This window comes from Maribacter sp. 4G9, assembly GCF_002742265.1.
Taxonomy (GTDB): Bacteria; Bacteroidota; Bacteroidia; order Flavobacteriales; family Flavobacteriaceae; genus Maribacter.
The window spans coordinates 63,843-83,682 of sequence record NZ_MDGL01000186.1; the positions used below are offsets into that span (position 1 = coordinate 63,843).

Below are 19,840 nucleotides of genomic sequence, written 5' to 3' on the forward strand. Positions count from 1 at the left end.
ATGCCAAAATGGGTCCTATTGGTGTTATCTGTATTCCTGTCCAATTTCATGTTGGCCCAACAGGATTCGTTGGCCGTAAAATATGACACTACGGAAATAACGCCTGTATCCATTAGCGATTCCGACTTGGAATCCTTTCGGAACGACCCTAAGTTCGACTATGAAATCGTGGAGAAAAATGCGCCGGATTGGTGGATTTCCTTCAAGAATTGGCTTGGGGGCATTTTTATGAAAATTTTCGAGTGGATTTTCGGCATCGAAAAGGCTACAGGGGCCTTCAATTCCTTTCTTCAGGTTTTACCGTATTTTTTATTGGGAATCCTGATATTTATCTTAATCAAGTTCTTTCTGAACGTGCACGCACGTTCCTTGATGAATACAAAAAACAATAAGTCTTTGGTGCATCTGTCCGAAGAGGAGCATATTATGAAGAATGAAAATATTGAGTCTTTGATAGAGGAAGCCCTGGCCGGGAAGAATTACAGGTTGGCAATCCGCTATTATTATCTTTTGATTTTGCGCTTGATGACCGATAAGGAAATCATACAGTGGGAACTACAGAAAACGAACGAAGACTACCTTTCAGAAATTATGGTGCCCCATTTAAAGGAAACTTTCAAAACCACCACCTTATTTTACAATTACATCTGGTACGGTGATTTTCCTATGGACGAACCCAAATACCAAAGCGTGGCCAACTCCTTCATTATGTTTAAAAAACAAGTGGCCGGTGCGTAAAAAAGGAATTTCCTATATCGTGACGGCCTTGATACTGATTGTGGGCTTGTTGATTTTACAGTACAGCAAACCAAGGACCATCAATTGGTTCGAGTCATACGTAAGTACCCACAAAATACCGTATGGAACTTTTGTGGCCAATGAGCTATTGGAAAACAGACTATACGATGAAAAAGTACGGCAAATCTATGTTCCTCCTTTTGAGTTCCTTTCGGGATCCGATTCCATAAAGGGGATCTATGCTTTCGTGAATAACCGGGTCGATTTTGAGGAGGCCGAGTTAAACCAATTGTTGGAATGGACGGCTGAAGGAAACACCTTGTTCATTGCCTCGGAAGGCTTTGAGGAAACCTTTAGGGATACCTTGGGGTTCGAGATCAGAACCCGCTATGCCGGTTTTGAAGTTTCCCAAAACCAAGAGCATCAGTTGGTAAACCCCTATTTAAAATCGGATAGGCGCTATACCTACAATAAGGAAAGCCTTATCACCGTTTTTGAAGAATTGGATACCATCAACGCATCGGTTTTGGCTACCGTTAAAGTGCCAAATCAGGAAGGTGATGGTAGTGTACAGGACGTTACTGCCATAAAAAGTCCGTTCGGTAAAGGGGAAATTATACTGTCCACCTTTCCAAAAGCCTTTACCAATTATTTTGTTTTGGAGAACGACAATAGGGACTATACCGCCGGTATACTTTCCTATTTTGGTCGATCGGAGAACATTTATATGGACAACTATTACAAAAGCGGAAAGAGCTTCTATACCTCGCCCATGTATATCTTTTTAAATACGAAGGAATTGAAATGGGCCTATTATATGGTACTTATTGGCGGGCTGATCTACATTGTTTTTGAAGGCAAAAGGAAACAACGCCCCATTCCCGTTGTGAAACCGCTTCAAAACCAAACCTTGGCCTTTACCAGAACCATTTCAGACATGTATTTTGAAAAAGGGGACGGTAAATCCATTGCGGAACATAAAATCAATTATTTTCTCAACTATATTAAGACCCGTTACTATATTGGAAACATTACCAATGAAGATTATTTTTACAGTAATGTATCGGCCCGCAGTGGAAACTCCCTTGAGGAAACGAAAATACTTTTCAAGCTGATGGACGAACTGAGGTCACAAGACCAAGTATCCGAAGATCAACTCAAAAGACTTAATAACTTGATTCAAAAATTTAAATCCCAGCGCAATGGAAAATAACGAGGAACAAAAAGACAACCTTGGTTTTGACAGTAGGATTCCCTTGGCCGATCTACAAAAAGCCGTCGCCAACATAAAGCAGGAACTCTCAAAAGTGATCGTAGGCCAGGAAAACTTCATAGAATTGTTGATCGTGTCGCTATTGGTGGATGGCCATGTATTGATAGAGGGAGTCCCGGGAGTGGCCAAGACCATTACCGCGAAGCTCTTTGCCAAGACTTTGAAAACTGATTTTAGTCGGATTCAATTTACACCGGACCTAATGCCAAGCGACATTCTTGGAACTTCCGTTTTCAATGCAAAGACTTCCGACTTTGAGTTTAAAAAAGGTCCCATATTTTCAAATATCATCCTGATCGATGAGATAAATAGGGCTCCGGCAAAGACCCAAGCTGCCATGTTCGAGACCATGGAGGAAAAACAGGTAACCATGGACGGTACCACTTATCCTATGGCGGCCCCGTTCATGGTGCTAGCCACCCAAAACCCCATTGAACAGGAAGGAACCTATGCCCTCCCCGAAGCCCAATTGGACCGTTTCCTTTTCAAGATAAAAATTTCCTATCCGGAAACGGACGAGGAAGTTATGATCCTAAAAACACACCACCAACGAAAAGGTTCTCAACCACAAACCATGATAAAGGAGGTTCTAAATCCAAAAGAGTTGCTGGTATTCAAAGGACAAATTCAAGAAGTATTGGTAGAGGAAAAGATCTTCAAATATATTGCAGAAGTAGTGGCCAAAACCAGAAACCATCCCCACCTTTATTTGGGCGGGTCACCAAGGGCCTCGATCGCTGCCCTGAACAGTGCAAAGGCATTTGCGGCCATAAACGGAAGGGACTTCGTAACCCCTGAAGATGTCAAAAAAGCCATGGTGCCCGTGCTAAACCATAGGGTCATCCTAACACCGGAACGGGAAATGGAAGGCATGTCAACGGAGAATGTGATCCAAATGATCATGGAAAGTGTAGAAATACCAAGGTAAATGAACTTTATAAGGTCGTTTTACATAAACAATATTTTCTTTAGGTACATCGCCGTGCTTGCGAGCTGTTTTGTACTCTCCTATTGGTTCAAACCACTGTATCCTATTGCGTGGCTATTGACGCTGATACTTATTGGTCTATTTCTATACGATATTTTTTTATTATATGCCACAGGCCATAATATCATAGCAACAAGAAAGCTTCCCAAAAAACTCTCCAATAGCGATATCAACCCTATAGCAATCACATTTGAAACCAAGTATGGGTTTAGGACTTATGTTTCCCTTATTGACGAATTGCCAGTTCAGTTTCAAAAACGGGACTTCGATTTTAAGACCTCGCTTGTTAAGGGCGAAAAAAAACAGTTCGATTACGGGGTACGCCCCGTAGACCGGGGCGAGTATGTTTTTGGAAACCTGATACTATTTGCTTCAACGCCATTGCGGATCATCAAAAGAAAATATACGTTTCAAAAAGACCAAATGGTGCCCGTCTATCCTTCCATAATCCAAATGCAGCAATATGATTTTTTGGCCATCAGCAAAAGACTTACGACCATCGGCCTAAAAAAGATCCGGAGAATAGGGCATACCCAGGAGTTTGAGCAGATAAAGGAATATGTACAAGGGGACGATGTTAGAACCTTGAACTGGAAAGCAACGGCGAAACAGCATCAATTGATGGTAAACCAGTATCAGGACGAAAAATCCCAGCCCGTCTATTCCATCATTGATACCGGAAGGGTGATGAAAATGCCTTTTAATGAACTAAAGTTGCTGGATTACGCCATTAACAGTTGTTTGGCATTTTCCAATGTAACGCTCAAACGGAATGATAAAACCGGGTTGATCGCGTTTTCAAAAAATATTGAAACCTATGTACCGGCCGTTCAAAAGATTACCCACCTCAACACCATACTGGAAAAACTGTATAATATTGGCACCACTTTTACGGATTCTGATTTTGGATTGCTCTACGGACACATAAAACGAAAAATAACCCACAGAAGCCTTCTTTTGCTGTATACCAATTTCGAACATATTTCAGCCCTAAAAAGACAACTACCCTACCTTTTGGCCATGGCCAAAAAACATGTGCTGGTGGTCATCTTCTTTGAAAACTCCGAATTGGACAAACTCATAAATACCGATGCTGAGGATATGCGGGCCATTTACCATAAAACGATTGCGGAAAAGTTCTCCTTGGATAAAAAATTGATGCAGAAGGAACTTGAAAAGTATGGTATACAGACCATTTTGACCAAACCTGAAGAATTGACGATTAAGACCATCAACAAATACCTTGAAATCAAGGCGAGGGGAATACTATAAAACTTATTCCAAAAAGTAAGAGACTTGAATTTCAGATTGGATGTTTCCTGAGCTTTTATCCTTTACGATAGGTATAAAAATGGGGGTTGTATAATTGGTACCATCGGCGACCAAACAACCACATCCCTTTCCGGAGCGACCATTTCTGCGATACGTATTTTTTAACAAGAGTTCCAAAGCCAAGCCAGAGATAACCCCTCCAAGTGTGGTATACAGAACATCATCTGTCTGCCACAGCCCGGAATAGGTTTTGTCATACGTTTCCTTTGCCAATCCGGCGGCCAAACTCGACCCAACCGCACCTGCCCAGGTCCAGCCCCTTTGGCCAGGAAAGATCTTACTTGCCGCGTAGCCTCCCACACCGCCAATGACCACTCCGGCACCTACATGTTTTGCCGCATTGTTAAAATCTTGGCCTTGTAAAGCACAAAGGTTCATGCATAAAAAGAATAGAAAAAACCTTAATTTCATAATGGTCAATTTTTGATTCTATTTTAAGTGCTTCAACGAAAAAATCAACTATTAATTTCATGGAAAACACGAATATTTAGCAAGAAAACAATCCGTACTGAGCACACCCTACCTAAAAAATCATTTTTTTGACCGAATACAAAAAAAGGAGTTGAAAGGCAAAGATGGTGCATGGAGACAGTTGTAAAAAAAGAGATACTTTTCCGACTAAAGGGAAAAACTATTAGATATGCAGACGATACTACATAAAGCAGAAAGCAGAGGCCATGCGAATCACGGCTGGTTAAATTCGTATCACAGTTTTAGCTTTGCCAATTATTTTGACCCCAAGCGCATGAATTTTGGGGCATTAAGGGTCCTGAACGATGATACCGTTTCGGCGGGACGAGGTTTTGGCAAACACCCGCACAGCAATATGGAAATCATCTCCATACCCTTGGAAGGCGATTTAAAACATATGGACAATATGGGCAACTCCACGGTCATCAAGGAAGGTGATATTCAAGTGATGAGCGCAGGAACAGGTGTTGAACACAGTGAATTCAACAATAATATGAATTCGCTGGTCAAATTCCTTCAGATTTGGATCATTCCAAACAAAGAAAACGAAGCACCCAGATACGACCAGATTTCATTGACGGACTTAAGGGTAAAAAACAAATTGTATCAAGTACTTTCCCCAAATCCGCAAGATCAAGGGGTCTGGATACATCAAAATGCATGGTTTCATATGGGTGATTTTGAACAGGGAATCTCGGAAACCTATAGTTTAAAAAGACAAGGAAATGGTGCCTATGTTTTTGTTTTGGACGGTGAAGTAGATATCAATGGTACCGTTTTGAATCCAAGGGATGGTTTGGGTATTTGGGATGCGGAATCCTTTACAATTAATAGTAGCACGAATGTAAGGTTCTTGATTATGGAAGTCCCCATGGAATTTTAATTTAGATTGGATTTCAAAAACCACCATTTCAGTTAGTATTGACAGGTTTTATAAACCTGTCAGGTCTGTTAATTAAACTCAATTTAAGTTTGGTATCTTTATGGAAAAGCCATACCTCCATGAAAACCATTTTAACCATATTTTTTGTACTGACACTTTCCATTTCTTCATTGGCACAGGAAGAACCCTTAAAATTAGGTATCGCAGGACTGACCCATGGCCATGTTGGATGGATTTTGGGCAGGGAACATCAATCGGATATCAACATGGTGGGCATCTATGAGGAAAATACGGAATTGGCCAAAAGATTCTCCGAACAATATGGTTTTTCCATGGACATAGTATTTAGTAGTATGGAAGAAATGCTCCAAGCCACCAAACCGGATGCCGTTGCGGCCTTTGGGAACATCAAAGATCATTTGTCTGTGGTACAGTGGTGCGCTCCAAAAGGGATTCATGTAATGGTAGAAAAACCATTGGCAGTTAGTCTAGAACACGCCTTGGAAATGGAAAAACTGGCGAAGGAAAACAATATACATTTATTGACGAATTATGAAACTTCTTGGTATCCTACCAATGAAGAAGCAAAAAATCTTTTGAATAAGGGTACCATTGGCAGCCTTAGAAAAGCCATTATACGTGACGGACATAAAGGGCCAAAAAAAATTGGTGTGAGTTCAGAATTTTTCGAATGGCTTACAGACCCGGAATTAAATGGCGGTGGTGCCATAATGGATTTTGGTTGTTATGGAGCAAATTTAATGACATGGTTATTAAAGGGAGAAAGACCAAAAACTGTAACGGCAGTAACACAACAGCTACAACCCCAAAATAATCCAGAAGTAGATGATGATGCGACCATTATATTAAAATACGATTCTTCCATGGCTATTCTAGAACCCTCATGGAACTGGCCTATTGGCAGAAAGGACATGGAACTTTATGGAGAAACAGGAGCGATTTATGCTGAAAATAAGACAAATATGTCCATTCGGATTTCGGAAGGGTATGATGGTTTTAGCGAAGAAAAGATTATCCTTTCCGATAGGGCAAATCCTTTTGATGATCCCTTTTCCGTATTTGCTTCCGTAATTAATGGCGAATTGAGGCTTGAACCTTTTGACCCCTACTCTTTGGAAAATAATATGATAACCATGGAGATCCTTCAAGCGGCGCTTGAAAGTTCAAAAACGAATAAAACCTTTATTTTGAAGTAAATAGCTCATACCAACACTACAAAATAAATTATTAACATAGAAAACAAAACGTATACTCTTCTTTTCATTACTTTTAAACAAACCGAATTAAATTCCCCTTTTCGGTATTTACCAAAAAGTCCCCTCATTAGTTTAGTTTTAGAATCGACCTAAAAATACATATAATGAAAACAAAAAAAGGACTGGCCGTTATTGCGGTTACACTAATAACTCTAATTTACTTCTTGATTCCCAACACTACGGAAAATAGTTTGGACAATACACAGAATGCTTCCTTCTATTCAATTAAATGCACTGTTGCCAAATTTTTACTTACGGATGTAGATACAACGCAGCAGATTTCGCCTTTGTTCGAAAATTTAGGGAATCTTAATTTCCCTATAAGCACCAATGAGGAACTTGCCCAAACATTTTTTAATCAGGGTTTAAAATTAACCTACGCTTTTAATCATGCCGAAGCGCATCGTTCTTTTATGGAAGCGTCACGTCTAGACCCAAATTCGGCCATGACCTATTGGGGACAAGCCTATACATTAGGTCCAAATATCAATGACCCTATTCCCCTTGACGACCGAAAAGAAAAATATAATGAGGCAATCGCTAAAGCTATTGCATTAGCTCCTAAAGCAACTAAAAAAGAGCGTGCGCTTATAAATGCTTTGACACATAGATATAGCGAGGATTTAACCAAGGATGTCTCCGAACTTAATATGGCGTATATGAATACCATGTCCAAAGTAGCAAAGCAATTTCCTGAAGACGCTGATGTTCAAATTTTATATGCAGCCTCCGTCATGAATACCGTTCCTTGGAACTATTGGGATAAAGATGGAAATCCGTCACCCAGTATTCCCGAGGCCAAAATTGCCCTGGAAAAAGCAATAAAAATTAACCCAGAGCATCCCGGTGCCCATCATTACTATATTCACATGGTGGAATTACCACAGCCAGATCTGGCGGTCGCTAGTGCAGAAAAGTTAGGTGGATTAATGCCTGCTGCCGGTCATATAGTACATATGCCCTCCCACATCTATATTCGGGTGGGTCGCTATTTGGATGCCGTAAAAGTAAATCAACAAGCTATTTTGGCAGATGAGGATTATATTTCTCAATGTTATTCACAAGGAATGTATCCATTGGGGTACTACCCTCATAATATTCATTTTTTATGGTCTGCTGCTACTTTATTAGGGGATAGTGAACTTGCTATAGATGCCGCTAAGAAAACAGCCGAGAAAGTTCCCCAAGGAGAATTGATAACATTACCTTTTCTTCAAAATTTTGCATCAGTTCCTTTATTGGCTTATACCAGATTTGGAAAATGGAACGAGATTCTAACCACTCCAAGTCCAAATGAGGAAATTAAGCATCTAAAATTAATTTGGCATTATGCCAGAGGTATTGCCTTTGTAAGGAAAAACAATGCTAAGGAAGCTCAAGAAGAATTGGATGCTATTCAAAACATGATTAACGACCCGGAACTTGAAAATTTAATCGCTGCTGGCTTTGATAGTAGCACATCTATTGGCAAAGTTGCATATGAAGTCGTTGCTGGTGAACTTGCCAGTCTTAATGGCAATATACCAAAAGCAATAGAACACCTGAAAAAAGCGGTGGAACTCGAAGATGGTTTAATTTACACAGAACCAGCAGCGTGGTATATCCCTACAAGGCAAAATTTGGGGGCAGTATTGTTAAAATCAGAAAAATATGAAGAAGCAGAAAAAATCTACACAGAGGACTTGAAATTGTTAAGGCAAAATGGGTGGTCTCTAATGGGGCTTCATAAAAGTTTAAAAGCCCAAGGTAAAGAAAAGGAAGCGCAAATCATAAAGCAGGAATTTGACAAAGCTTGGGAGCATGCAGATATCGCAATAGATACCTCTATTCTTTAAAAGAGAAACTTAATTTATCCTTTTAAACAATGACATCGCCCAATAATAGAAATTTAAAATTTGGAGTGTTTACAGTTTTGGTGGTGATCATACTGTCGGTAGCCTATTACAACTTCATATATTCGAAAGAAATACCCATTTACAATCCGGCCGATTTGAATCCGGAACTGGTCGATTTAAGATTGAGAGGAGTTACGGAGAACCATAAGGTATCCGATTTTCATCTGATTAATCAAAACGGAAAAACCATTTCACAAAACGATTACAAGGATAAAATCTATGTAACCGATTTCTTTTTTACCCGATGCCCAAGTATATGTCCTGTCATGGCCAACAACATGGAAAAGCTACAGGAACGGTTCATGGACACGGAAGAAGTAATGCTTTTATCACTATCCGTTACGCCAGAAATGGACAGTGTCCCATTGCTCCTATCTTATTCGCAAAAGTATAATGCAAAAGACTCCAAATGGAATATTACGACTGGTGATAAAGAACATATTTATGAGTTGGCAAGAAAGAGCTATTTCGCAGTAAACGATTTTAGCGATGGTCTTTTGCAAGATTTCATACACACTCCCAATTTTATTTTGGTAGATACAAAGAAGCAAATTAGGGGAATTTATGACGGCACTAAAGATTTGGAAATGGAACGACTAGTAAAAGATATTGAAACGCTTTTATCCGATACAAACCAGATGTAAATCATGCTTTCAAAACAAAAACTCGTTAACTTCCTTACCTAAACTGATACTATGTTACGGAACTTTTTTACCCTATTTTTTATTGTAATCTTTATCTCCTTAAACGCCCAAAACTCTATAATTGGGTTTACGCCGGAAAGTGCAATTGAGCAGACCAAACTAGAAACTGCTTTTGAAAGCAAGTTAGATGCCAGCAATTTGGATAAATGGATGCAAAAAATGGCCGCAGAACCCCACTGGGTAGGGACAAAATTTGGCGAGGAAAATGCGAAATGGATGCGATATCAGTTTAAATCTTGGGGCTATGATGCAAAAATTGAAACCTACCAGATTCTTTTTCCTTATCCCATTGAGAGAGTGTTGGAGTTGACCGGTCCAACCCAGTATAAAGCAAAACTTACGGCTGTACCAGTAGAGGGCGACCCGTTTACTGCCCAAGGTGATGCCCTGTTACCAAGTTACAATGCGTTTTCAACCGATGGTGACGTTGAAGGTGAACTTGTATTTGTGAACTATGGTATTCCAAAAGATTATGAAGAATTAGAAAAAATGGGAATCAGTGTGAAAGGTAAAATTGTAATTGCCAAATATCAGGGTAGCTGGAGGGGTATAAAACCAAAATTGGCGGCTGAAAACGGTGCAATAGGATGTATTATTTATTCCGACCCACAAGATGATGGTTATGGGCGTGGGGATGTCTATCCAAAGGGTGCCTTTAAAAACAAGACTGGGGTTCAGCGGGGCTCCGTGATGGATATGCCCACCTATCCCGGTGACGTTTTAACTCCCGGTTATGGTGCTACTAAAGATGCCAAAAGGCTTACGAAAGAAGAGGCCCCTACCATCACTAAAATTCCCGTTTTACCCATTTCCTATGAAGATGCACAACCCTTATTGGCAGCTTTGGACGGTCCTGTGGCCCCGGAATCTTGGCGGGGAGGTTTACCTATCACCTACCATATTGGCCCAGGAGCTGCGAAGGTACATTTGAAACTGAAATTCGATTGGAAACTTGTTCCAGCCCACAATGTTATCGCCACCATGAAAGGAACGGAGTTCCCTGATCAATGGGTGGTGCGGGGAAATCATCATGATGCCTGGGTACATGGCGCAAATGACCCTGTAAGCGGTATGGTAGCACTTATGGAAGAAGCCCGTGCCGTGGGAGAGTTAGCAAAGAAAGGTCAAAAACCAAAAAGGTCATTGGTCTATTGTGCTTGGGATGCCGAAGAACCCGGACTCATAGGTTCCACGGAATGGGTAGAAGATCATAAGAAGGAACTTCAGGAAAAAGTGGTAGCTTATATAAATACCGATGGGAACGGTCGAGGTTTTTTAGGGGTTGGTGGATCGCATTCCTTGCAAGCTATGGTTAGTGAAGTTGCAGGAGCGGTAAAAGATCCACAAACCAAAGTTTCTGTAAAGGAACGCAGGATTGCCAGGGATATGGTAAATGGAGGTGATGATTTCTTTGGGCTTTACGCACTTGGTTCGGGTTCGGATTATACGCCTTTTATCCAACATGCCGGTATCGCTTCGTTGAATTTAGGTTTTGGTGGGGAAAACGAAGGAGGCGAATACCATACCATTTACGATACCTATCCACACTACAAAAGATTTAAAGATCCTGAATTTGCTTATGGGGTCGCACTGGCCAATACTGCCGGAAGGATTACCCTAAGATTGGCCAATGCGGATATCATTCCGCTCGACTTTTCACAATGGTACGATACGGTATCGGGTTATTTGGATGAAATCATGGAAGAAACCTCAAAAATGCGCACATCCGTAGAAAAGCATAATAAGTTAATAGACCGAAATGCCTTCGAACTTGCATCGGACCCAAGGGAAAAAATTAAAACTCCGGAACGTAAGGAGCCTGTTCCCTACTTGGATTTTTCACCCTTACAAAACGTACTTAGCAAACTCAAGTCGACCATTGAAATGTATCATGGGCTCGATTTAAGTAATCTTTCCAAAACTCATAAAGAAAAGCTAAATACGCTGTTGATGGATGCCGAACACAAGCTTACTTCGGATGACGGATTGCCAAGAAGACCCTGGTTTAAACATCAAATTTATGCACCGGGATTTTACACGGGGTACGGGGTGAAGACCCTTCCAGGTGTACGGGAAGCAATTGAACAAAAGAATTGGTCCGAGGCCAAGGAACAGATAAAAGCGCTTAGCGAAACATTAGATAACTTTGATGGTCACCTTAAGGAAATTATCAGTAGTTTGAAATAGGTTTCAAAGGGAGGTTTCAAAGTCAAATGGGGCTTTCCTTTCTAGAATTTAATACTTAATTATCATGAAATCGGATTATATAAAAGTTTTTGGAGGCAACGTTACGGAAAGCGATCGGGTAGAACAACTATTGAAAGATAACGATATTAGCCCGATTGTTAAAAGCGAAAGTGAATCGGCAAGATTGGCCGGTTTTGGGACTCCTTTGCCACATATATCGGAAATATATGTCCATAAGGACGAAGAAGCACAAGCTTTAAGGATCATATCCCAATTGGATTGGGACGAATAAAAAGAGGCTGTCTAAAAAGTCATTTCTACTGTCAATTCGAGCGGAGTCGAGAATTATAACTTACTGGTTTTTAACGCATCTCGACTGCGCTCGATGTGACATGTGAATGGAATTGTGACTTTTTAGACAGCCTCTTTTTTATTTCTGGCTGATTGGTGTTATTTCGATAGCCCGAAATTCAACGGGACCATGGTCTCCTTGAATTAAGATGGGACCAGGTTCTGCTTCATGGTTATCCAAAGCACCACCCGTCATACCCAGGATATTTTGTCCGTCAATAACCGTTTTGCCATTGGCTACTATGGTTACTCTTCTTCCAATCAATGTGATGTCAAAAGTTTGCCATTCACCTGCTCTCATGGCAACGTTTTCATTGGGTGCGAGAAGTCCATAAACTCCTCCAAAATAAATGGATGCAGGAGGCAGTCCCACGTTGTCTGCAATCTGGACCTCATACCTTCCCCTTAAATATAAACCACTATTACTTCCTTTTGGATACCTGAATTCAACATGAATTTTAAAATCCTTGAATTTTTCATCTGAAACTAAATTCACACCGGATTTGTCGCTGGTCAAGATACCATCCACAACTTTCCATTGGTTGCCTTCCTTAATCTCCCAGCCTTCCAAGTTTTTTCCATTGAAGAGGTCGATTTTCTTTCCTAATTTATAATCTTCATAGTAGGGTAAATCAGGTGCTTTCTTCCCTGTCCAAGAATATGTTTTTCCATTGGTATAGACCATAGTTCCTTCCAAACCATCGCCCACCATTTTAAATTGAAATTCCATATCTGACGCACCCGGTTCCCATTGAGGTGGTATTTCAAACTGAAAAACTTCATCAAACTTTTTGACCTCAGCGACAGGTCTCGCACTACCAAATGCATAGGTAAACCTACCTATCAAGGTGTTGTTACCGGAATGCATAATCTCCAACCAACTTGGTAAATCTTTACCTTCTTGTGAAATTGTCAAATTCCACCGCCCTTCTAAAAGATGGCCTTCTTGACCTCTCACTGTTAAAAACCCAACAACAAGAATCAGGGAATAAAATACTCTTATTTTCATAAATCTATTTATTAATTCATTCTAAATGTAATTTCAAATATAGTCGATGTTCTACTTAAACCATTCACGCTCTTTGTGGAAAATTCATGTATTTAGGCAAAAATGAATGTTCATTATTAATAATTTCAAATTTTAATAGGATTTAATTTTTAAATCGGTATAAATTCTTGTCTGATTGAGTTTGATAATTAGTATTTTTAAAACTTCTAAATTCCTAAATAAGATTATGCGATTCGTAATTAAATCCCTGCTTTTACTTTTCTTATTATTAATTATTTCTTGTAAAGACAAAAATCCCGTTGAGATACCTGTGGTGATTTATGAGGACAGTACGGCCATAGCAGATAAAGTAGAATCCGCTCGGGCTGGGGTCTCCGCTATAGTAGCCGATGGACTAAAGTTAAGCCTATGGGCCACCGATTCCTTAGCACCTGATCCTATAGCCATGGATGTTGATAACGAGGGGAGAATATACATAACCAGGTCCAATAGGAACAAAAATTCCGAATTTGATATCCGCGGACATCGAGATTGGATGACAGCCTCCATAGGTCTGCAATCAGTTGAGGATAGAAGAGCCTTTCTTAGAGAGACCTTCGCTCCGGAAAAAAGCAAGGAAAACCAGTGGTTTCCAGATTTAAACAACGATTCCATCCACGATTGGCAGGATTTGGCCGTACAAAAGGACGAAGTTTGGATGTTGGAAGATTCGGATGGAGACGGTATCGCCGATAAATCCACCCAAATACTCAATGACTTCAATGATGAAATCAATGATGTTGCCGGGGCTCTTTTAGTTCGGGACGAGGATGTATTTGTAGGGGTAGGTCCAGACATGTTCCGGTTAAAGGACACCAACGGGGATAAAATCCTTGATGAAAAAACCAGTATTGCCACTGGTTTTGCAGTACATATTGGTTTTGGCGGACATGGTATGTCTGGTGCCACACAAGGTCCCGATGGTAAAATATATTGGGGCATTGGTGACATTGGCGCCAACATTACCACCGTAGATGGAGTCAACCATAAATATCCAAATCAAGGCGTCATTGTAAGAAGCAATCCAGACGGAAGTGATTTTGAAGTGTTCGCAAGGGGATTGCGCAATACCCATGAATTTGTTTTTGATGCCTACGGAAATATTATTTCCTCGGATAATGATGGGGACCACAAGGGTGAGAGCGAGCGATTGGTACATATTGTAGAAGGCTCCGATGCCGGATGGCGTGCCAATTGGCAATATGGAAAGTATACGGACCCGAACAATAATGGCTATAATGTGTGGATGGACGAAAAGTTGTACGTACCAAGATGGGAGGGTCAAGCAGCGTATATCATTCCCCCAATCCAGAATTTTCATAATGGCCCAACAGGAATGCTCTACAATCCGGGAACGGCACTTGGAACAAAGTGGTTGGACAAATTTTTCTTAGTGGAGTTTGTTGGCGATCCAAGCAGGTCCCACATTTGGTCCTTTGATTTAAAACCGAAGGGCGCCTCATTTGAGTTGGGCTCGGATGAGTCCATTTTGACCGGTGTGCTACCCACGGGAATCGCTTTTGGACCGGATGGGGCATTATACTTGGCCGATTGGATCAATGGATGGGGATCCAAGGATTTTGGGCGTGTATGGAAAATGGACGTTACGGAAACCGAAAACGATTTGAAAGAACAACGCTTGGAGACTCAGAGGCTAATGACCCATAATTACAGGGATGATGACACGGAAAACCTCATCAAATTATTGAGTTATGGGGATATGCGTATACGCTTAAAAGCCCAATTTGAACTTGCCAATAGATCTTTTTGGGGATATAGGGCCTTGGAAAAAGCCATCGTAAAGGAAGAAAACCAGTTTGCCAGAATCCATGCTATTTGGGCCATAGGACAAATAGCCTCTGACAATCCAGGAAAAGCGGATCCTCTTGTCCCTTTACTTTCTGACGAAGATCCAGAAATCATTGTCCAGGTTGCCAAGGTGTTGGGAGACATTCGATATCCAGATGCCTCTGAAACATTGGTAACATTATTGAAACATGAGAACGACAGGATAAAATTTTTTGCCGCGCAGGCCTTGGGACGTTTGGCCTATGAACCGGCTATAGGACCACTTATTGAAATGTTGGCCGCGAACAATGACATAGACCTTTATTTAAGGCATGCCGGAGTACTTGCCCTTTCCAGAATTGGAAAAGTAGCCCCAATGGTGGCCCTGGCAGGCCATGAAGATAAAAGCTTGCGAATAGCCGCCGTACTGGTTTTAAGAAGACTGCAAAGTCCTGAAGTAAGCGTATTCCTTTCAGATACGGATACATATATTGTCACGGAAGCCGCCCGAGCCATTAACGATGATTGGTCCATAGAAGCAGCCCTGCCAGCGCTCGCCTCTTTATTAAGAAATGAAAAGTTCAATTCAGAACCTTTGCTAAGAAGGGCCATTAACGCGGCTTTGAGGGTAGGAAATGATGAAGCTTTGCAGAATCTTATCGATTTTGCAAAAAGAGAGACCGTATCCAATGTTTTAAGGGGTGAAGCACTATCGGCCTTAAGTACCTGGAACAAACCTTCCGTTCTGGACCGCGTTGATGGAAGGTATAGAGGGGAAATCATTAGGGACAGCAGTCAATTAAAATATAGATTGGAGAAAGAAATCCCCATTTTTCTGGAGCAAAAAAATCCCGAAATCCTCATTGGGGTGGCAAAGGCCGTTAGTGCTGTGGGCATCGACAGTTACAATGACAAACTCTTCACTATTTTTAGAAATAGCAAAAATCCCAAAGTTAGGGCGGCCGTTTTAGCCGCATTGGGAAATCTAAACTATGGGAGAATGGAGGTAGCCATGACTCTGGGCATGAAGGATGCCAACGAGGAAGTGAGAACCGTGGCAGTGGGTTTATTGACACAACTGAACCTGCCCAAGGAAAAGCTTCCATCCTTGGTCGATCCCATTTTTCAAAATGGATCAACGGGAGAACAACAAAGCATGTTAAATGTGCTTGGTGATCTCCCAAAGGACAAAACGAATACCATCTTAAATAGCCTCATTGAAAAGGCAAGCAAAAATACCCTTGGGCAAGATATTATCTTAGATTTGATGGAATCCGTGGAAGCTACTGAGGATTCCGTTTTAATTGCAAAAATGGACAAGCTTAAAGAGGCGGGGTACACCGCCGATTCATACCTTGAAACCCTTTACGGCGGCAATAGATGGAACGGTAGGGATGTTTTTAATAGCAACCCAACGGCTCAATGCGTCCGTTGCCATGCAGTGAACGGTTCTGGAGGAGAGGTAGGTCCCCCACTTGATAATATCGCGAATATATTGACACGTGAGCAAATCCTAGAGTCACTAATCGAACCTAGTGCGAGATTGGCACCAGGTTATGGCACCGTGAATCTTACACTCACGGACGGGCAAAAGGTTACCGGTGTACCTCTTGAAGAAAATAGTAAAGAACTTCTTTTACGTACTTCGGAAGCGGAACCCATGCGCGTTCCAAAAGGCAGAATAAAAAAGAGGGAAAATTCGGTATCGGCCATGCCTCCTATGGGCAGAATGATTACGAGAAGGGAACTAAGGGATTTAATGGAGTATCTGGGTAGTTTAAAACAACAAGGTAAGGGAGCTTAAAGAAAAAAATGCTTCATTTAAAAAGCCATACATTTAAGGCAACCTTTTTCTATAAGCGTATCTTTTCTTAAAAGAAGCCTTATGAACTTAGATGTTTTTAAAAAATTGGGATTTGTCCTGCTGTACATGTTATTTGTTAATTGTAATCTAAACGAGGACCCCGTAGCATGTCCAACGCCTTTAACAGGAGATTTGTTGGAAACTGAGGTGACACTGGTGGGTACATGGAAAATAAGCGGAATAACGGCGGACACAGAGGTTGATATTAGCAATGATTCCGAAGACAATCCAAGCACGGATATTTACAATCAATCCAGCGATTGTTCCAAGGATGCATTTTACACTTTCAACGAAAATAGGACATATACTTATAACACTGGTAGTCAAACGGATGGCTGCACAAAGAGTACAACATCCGGGACTTGGCAATTGAGTCAAAATGATCTTTTGTTGGTTGTGTCCTGTGGCTCCAATGTTTATGATGTCTCCTTTAACGAGGATGATTCACAATTTTCATATACCCTATCACTGGACGTTCAGGAAGTAAACGGTTTGTTGACCAGCGCAAGGATAACGTTCACTTTTTCCAAGGAAGAAAATTAAATGAAGTTCGTTTTAGGGAGGATTTCTATTTACCTTTGCAAAGAAGGTTAAGACGTTCATTGTATTGATGGATGATTTCCTCCATGATTTCCTTAGCCGGTTTTATTTCATGGATAATCGACGATACCTGCCCTATTTCAAGCTCACCTTCTTGTAGGTCGCCCTCAAACATTCCCTTTTTGGCCCTACCCCTACCTAGCAGCTTTTTAAGTTCTTCGTGGGAAGCCCCCTCTGCATAGGCCGATTGCACTTCCAAGTAAAATTTATTCTTTAAAAGTCGCACAGGAGTTAATTCCTTCAAGGTCAACAGAGTGTCCCCTTCCTTGGCCTTTACCACCTCTTCCTTAAAACTTGAATGACTGGAAGCTTCTTCACTCGCTACGAACCTACTTCCTATTTGAACGCCATCGGCACCAAGAACCATGGCCGCGATCATCCCCGCGCCGGTTGCAATTCCGCCGGCAGCAATAATCGGTATATGGATTTTCTCCTTTACCATGGGGATAAGTACGAAGGTTGTAGTCTCGTCTCTTCCGTTGTGACCGCCCGCTTCAAAACCTTCTGCAACAATGGCATTGACTCCGGCCTCTTGGGCCTTTAATGCAAATTTTAAACTACTTACAACATGCACCACCGTTATTCCATTATCCTTTAGATAGGGTGTCCATATTTTTGGGTTACCGGCGGAAGTAAAAACAATTTTAACCCCTTCTTCTACAATTATCTTGAAAATCCCGTCAATCTCCGGATATAACATAGGAACATTGACGCCAAAGGGCTTATCCGTTGCCCTTTTACATTTTCGAATGTGCTCCCTTAAAACTTCCGGATACATACTTCCTGCCCCAATTAGCCCCAATCCACCGGCATTGGAAACCGCCGATGCCAATTTCCATCCACTGGCCCATACCATTCCTGCCTGAATAATTGGGTATTTCACACGGAATAATTCTGTAATCCTATTCTGCATTGATTCAAATTTTGGATGTTTTGACTTTGATAATCCCAATAACCTTTATGAAATAACCCCGGAACCTAGAAGCTCATCATCCTGATACCAAGCCACAAACTGGCCTTCCGTTATGGCCGATTGCTCTTCCTCAAAATCCACATACAATCCATTTTCAATTTTATAAAGAATGGCATTTTGAAGTTCTTGGCGATACCTGATCCTTGCCTTAACGGATAAGCTTTCATCGGTTTTTAAGCGTAAATCTGGTCTGACCCAATGTATTTCCGACTCCTGAACGAACAAAGTTCTCCTATAAAGTCCAGGGTGCGATTTTCCTTGTCCTGTATAAATCACATTCTCGTCAACATCGGTTTCAATAACGAACAACGGCTCTTTGGTCCCCCCTACATGTAGCCCTTTACGCTGCCCTTTGGTAAAATAATGGGCTCCCTGGTGCTCCCCTACCACTTTACCATCCGATAGGGTGTACTTGGGCTTTTTTGCGAAAAACTCAAGTTCGGAAACCTTATCATAAAAGTGCGGTACAACCTGATTATATTTACTTTCTGTTGAGGCAACCTCTATAATTTTACCTTTTTTGGGTTTTAATTGTTGCTGCAAAAATTCGGGAAGACGAACTTTTCCTATAAAACACAGGCCTTGCGAGTCTTTTTTATCGGCCGTAATCAAATCCATTTTAGCGGCAATTTGCCGTACTTCGGGTTTGGTCAACTCCCCAATTGGAAACAATGTCCTTGACAATTGTTCTTGGGAAAGTTGGCACAAAAAATAGGACTGGTCCTTGTTTTTATCCTTACCGGCCAAAAGCTGATAGGTTTCCGTACCATCGGAATTAACAAGCGTACCTTTTCTGCAGTAATGGCCCGTTGCAACATAATCCGCACCTAACTCCATGGCAATTTTGAGAAAAACATCGAATTTGATTTCCCTATTACAAAGTACATCCGGGTTAGGAGTGCGTCCCATTTCATATTCACGGAACATATAGTCCACAATCCTTTCCTTGTACTGGGCACTCAGGTCCACAGTTTGAAAAGGAATACCCAGTTTTTCAGCAACAATAAGTGCATCATTGCTATCCTCCAACCATGGACATTCTTCAGAGATAGTTACGGAATCATCGTGCCAATTTTTCATAAAAAGGCCAATGACTTCATAACCCTGTTCCTTTAAAAGGTAGGCAGCCACGCTGGAATCTACTCCCCCGGAAAGTCCAACTACTACTTTTTTCATGATGACCTATTTGACGTAACAAAAGTACAAAATTAGAATACCGGATTACTATTATAATAATTCAGGGAAGTATATTAAAATGTCTTTACATGTTAGTCAGAAAGCTCTAAAATTTTGAAACCGATACCATAAGCGCATTTTAAATCAAAGGTTTATGTTAAAGTTTAATAAAAAATATTATTGATAAGACAGAAAAGAAGAAGCCAAAAACACCCCAAATTATGTGCGTTCAAACCAAAAAAACAACCTAAACCATGTTAATAACCAAGTCAATTTTAACAAATCTTTAATT

At 41.0% G+C, this 19,840-nt stretch carries 16 protein-coding genes; 12 read left to right on the plus strand and 4 right to left on the minus strand.

Going from position 1 to position 19,840, the window contains the following annotated elements; all coding sequences use genetic code 11:
* The 4 genes from BFP75_RS19805 to BFP75_RS19820 are packed head-to-tail and all read left to right on the plus strand — an operon-like array spanning position 1 to position 4,271.
* Complete coding sequence (locus tag BFP75_RS19805) at positions 1–738, plus strand: DUF4129 domain-containing protein (RefSeq protein ID WP_099547056.1); 738 nt, start codon at positions 1–3, stop codon at positions 736–738.
* Positions 731–1,951, plus strand: coding sequence for a DUF4350 domain-containing protein (locus BFP75_RS19810; protein ID WP_099547057.1), 1,221 nt, complete (start codon positions 731–733; stop codon positions 1,949–1,951). Before BFP75_RS19805 ends, BFP75_RS19810 begins: the two co-directional genes overlap by 8 nt.
* Positions 1,941–2,939: an AAA family ATPase gene (locus BFP75_RS19815; protein ID WP_099547058.1), complete on the plus strand. Its 999-nt coding sequence runs from the start codon at positions 1,941–1,943 to the stop codon at positions 2,937–2,939. The genes BFP75_RS19810 and BFP75_RS19815 overlap by 11 nt, the downstream gene beginning before the upstream one ends.
* Entirely contained in the window at positions 2,940–4,271 is a 1,332-nt protein-coding gene (locus tag BFP75_RS19820) for a DUF58 domain-containing protein (protein ID WP_099547059.1), read from the plus strand. It begins immediately after the preceding gene.
* Between the two features lie 3 nt (positions 4,272–4,274).
* Here BFP75_RS19820 and BFP75_RS19825 read toward each other — a convergent pair whose 3' ends face one another.
* A complete protein-coding gene (locus tag BFP75_RS19825; RefSeq protein WP_123803515.1) occupies positions 4,275–4,742 on the minus strand; it encodes a hypothetical protein in 468 nt (155 codons plus the stop codon).
* A 229-nt stretch (positions 4,743–4,971) separates the two neighbouring features.
* Here BFP75_RS19825 and BFP75_RS19830 point away from each other — a divergent pair, with 229 nt between their 5' ends.
* The 6 genes from BFP75_RS19830 (at position 4,972) to BFP75_RS19855 (ending at position 12,040) form a co-directional block, all read left to right on the plus strand.
* The gene (locus BFP75_RS19830) at positions 4,972–5,685 is read left to right on the plus strand and encodes a pirin family protein (protein ID WP_099547061.1); all 714 of its coding nucleotides are present in this window, start codon (positions 4,972–4,974) and stop codon (positions 5,683–5,685) included.
* Positions 5,686–5,804: 119 nt separating this feature from the next.
* Positions 5,805–6,902, plus strand: coding sequence for a Gfo/Idh/MocA family protein (locus BFP75_RS19835; protein WP_099547062.1), 1,098 nt, complete (start codon positions 5,805–5,807; stop codon positions 6,900–6,902).
* A gap of 164 nt (positions 6,903–7,066) precedes the next feature.
* Positions 7,067–8,797 carry a tetratricopeptide repeat protein gene (locus tag BFP75_RS19840; RefSeq protein ID WP_099547063.1) on the plus strand — a complete coding sequence of 577 codons (1,731 nt, stop codon included), beginning with the start codon at positions 7,067–7,069 and terminating at the stop codon, positions 8,795–8,797.
* Positions 8,798–8,826: 29 nt separating this feature from the next.
* Positions 8,827–9,501 (plus strand): SCO family protein, encoded by a 675-nt coding sequence (locus BFP75_RS19845; RefSeq protein WP_099547064.1) that lies wholly within the window; start codon positions 8,827–8,829, stop codon positions 9,499–9,501.
* 51 nt (positions 9,502–9,552) lie between these two features.
* Complete coding sequence (locus BFP75_RS19850; protein WP_099547065.1) at positions 9,553–11,748, plus strand: transferrin receptor-like dimerization domain-containing protein; 2,196 nt, start codon at positions 9,553–9,555, stop codon at positions 11,746–11,748.
* Positions 11,749–11,812: 64 nt separating this feature from the next.
* Positions 11,813–12,040, plus strand: a complete 228-nt coding sequence (locus BFP75_RS19855) for a putative signal transducing protein (protein WP_099547066.1) — start codon at positions 11,813–11,815, stop codon at positions 12,038–12,040.
* 138 nt (positions 12,041–12,178) lie between these two features.
* Here BFP75_RS19855 and BFP75_RS19860 read toward each other — a convergent pair whose 3' ends face one another.
* Positions 12,179–13,108 carry a DUF1080 domain-containing protein gene (locus BFP75_RS19860; RefSeq protein WP_099547067.1) on the minus strand — a complete coding sequence of 310 codons (930 nt, stop codon included), beginning with the start codon at positions 13,106–13,108 and terminating at the stop codon, positions 12,179–12,181.
* Positions 13,109–13,334: 226 nt separating this feature from the next.
* Here BFP75_RS19860 and BFP75_RS19865 point away from each other — a divergent pair, with 226 nt between their 5' ends.
* Entirely contained in the window at positions 13,335–16,739 is a 3,405-nt protein-coding gene (locus tag BFP75_RS19865) for a HEAT repeat domain-containing protein (RefSeq protein WP_099547068.1), read from the plus strand.
* 81 nt (positions 16,740–16,820) lie between these two features.
* On the plus strand, positions 16,821–17,342 hold the full coding sequence (locus BFP75_RS19870; RefSeq protein ID WP_099547069.1) for a DUF5004 domain-containing protein: 522 nt from the start codon (positions 16,821–16,823) through the stop codon (positions 17,340–17,342).
* A 25-nt stretch (positions 17,343–17,367) separates the two neighbouring features.
* Here BFP75_RS19870 and BFP75_RS19875 read toward each other — a convergent pair whose 3' ends face one another.
* Positions 17,368–18,312: an NAD(P)H-dependent flavin oxidoreductase gene (locus BFP75_RS19875; protein ID WP_099547070.1), complete on the minus strand. Its 945-nt coding sequence runs from the start codon at positions 18,310–18,312 to the stop codon at positions 17,368–17,370.
* 45 nt (positions 18,313–18,357) lie between these two features.
* A complete protein-coding gene (mnmA, locus tag BFP75_RS19880; protein WP_099547071.1) occupies positions 18,358–19,548 on the minus strand; it encodes a tRNA 2-thiouridine(34) synthase MnmA in 1,191 nt (396 codons plus the stop codon).
* Positions 19,549–19,840: the final 292 nt, after the last annotated feature.

Coding starts and splice junctions, on each gene's coding strand:
- BFP75_RS19805 (WP_099547056.1), top strand. CDS start 1: ATGCCAAAATGGGTCCTATTGGTGTTATCTGTATTCCTGTCCAATTTC.
- BFP75_RS19815 (WP_099547058.1), top strand. CDS start 1,941: ATGGAAAATAACGAGGAACAAAAAGACAACCTTGGTTTTGACAGTAGG.
- BFP75_RS19820 (WP_099547059.1), top strand. CDS start 2,940: ATGAACTTTATAAGGTCGTTTTACATAAACAATATTTTCTTTAGGTAC.
- BFP75_RS19825 (WP_123803515.1), bottom strand. CDS start 4,742: ATGAAATTAAGGTTTTTTCTATTCTTTTTATGCATGAACCTTTGTGCT.
- BFP75_RS19830 (WP_099547061.1), top strand. CDS start 4,972: ATGCAGACGATACTACATAAAGCAGAAAGCAGAGGCCATGCGAATCAC.
- BFP75_RS19835 (WP_099547062.1), top strand. CDS start 5,805: ATGAAAACCATTTTAACCATATTTTTTGTACTGACACTTTCCATTTCT.
- BFP75_RS19840 (WP_099547063.1), top strand. CDS start 7,067: ATGAAAACAAAAAAAGGACTGGCCGTTATTGCGGTTACACTAATAACT.
- BFP75_RS19845 (WP_099547064.1), top strand. CDS start 8,827: ATGACATCGCCCAATAATAGAAATTTAAAATTTGGAGTGTTTACAGTT.
- BFP75_RS19850 (WP_099547065.1), top strand. CDS start 9,553: ATGTTACGGAACTTTTTTACCCTATTTTTTATTGTAATCTTTATCTCC.
- BFP75_RS19855 (WP_099547066.1), top strand. CDS start 11,813: ATGAAATCGGATTATATAAAAGTTTTTGGAGGCAACGTTACGGAAAGC.
- BFP75_RS19860 (WP_099547067.1), bottom strand. CDS start 13,108: ATGAAAATAAGAGTATTTTATTCCCTGATTCTTGTTGTTGGGTTTTTA.
- BFP75_RS19865 (WP_099547068.1), top strand. CDS start 13,335: ATGCGATTCGTAATTAAATCCCTGCTTTTACTTTTCTTATTATTAATT.
- BFP75_RS19870 (WP_099547069.1), top strand. CDS start 16,821: ATGAACTTAGATGTTTTTAAAAAATTGGGATTTGTCCTGCTGTACATG.
- BFP75_RS19875 (WP_099547070.1), bottom strand. CDS start 18,312: ATGCAGAATAGGATTACAGAATTATTCCGTGTGAAATACCCAATTATT.
- mnmA (WP_099547071.1), bottom strand. CDS start 19,548: ATGAAAAAAGTAGTAGTTGGACTTTCCGGGGGAGTAGATTCCAGCGTG.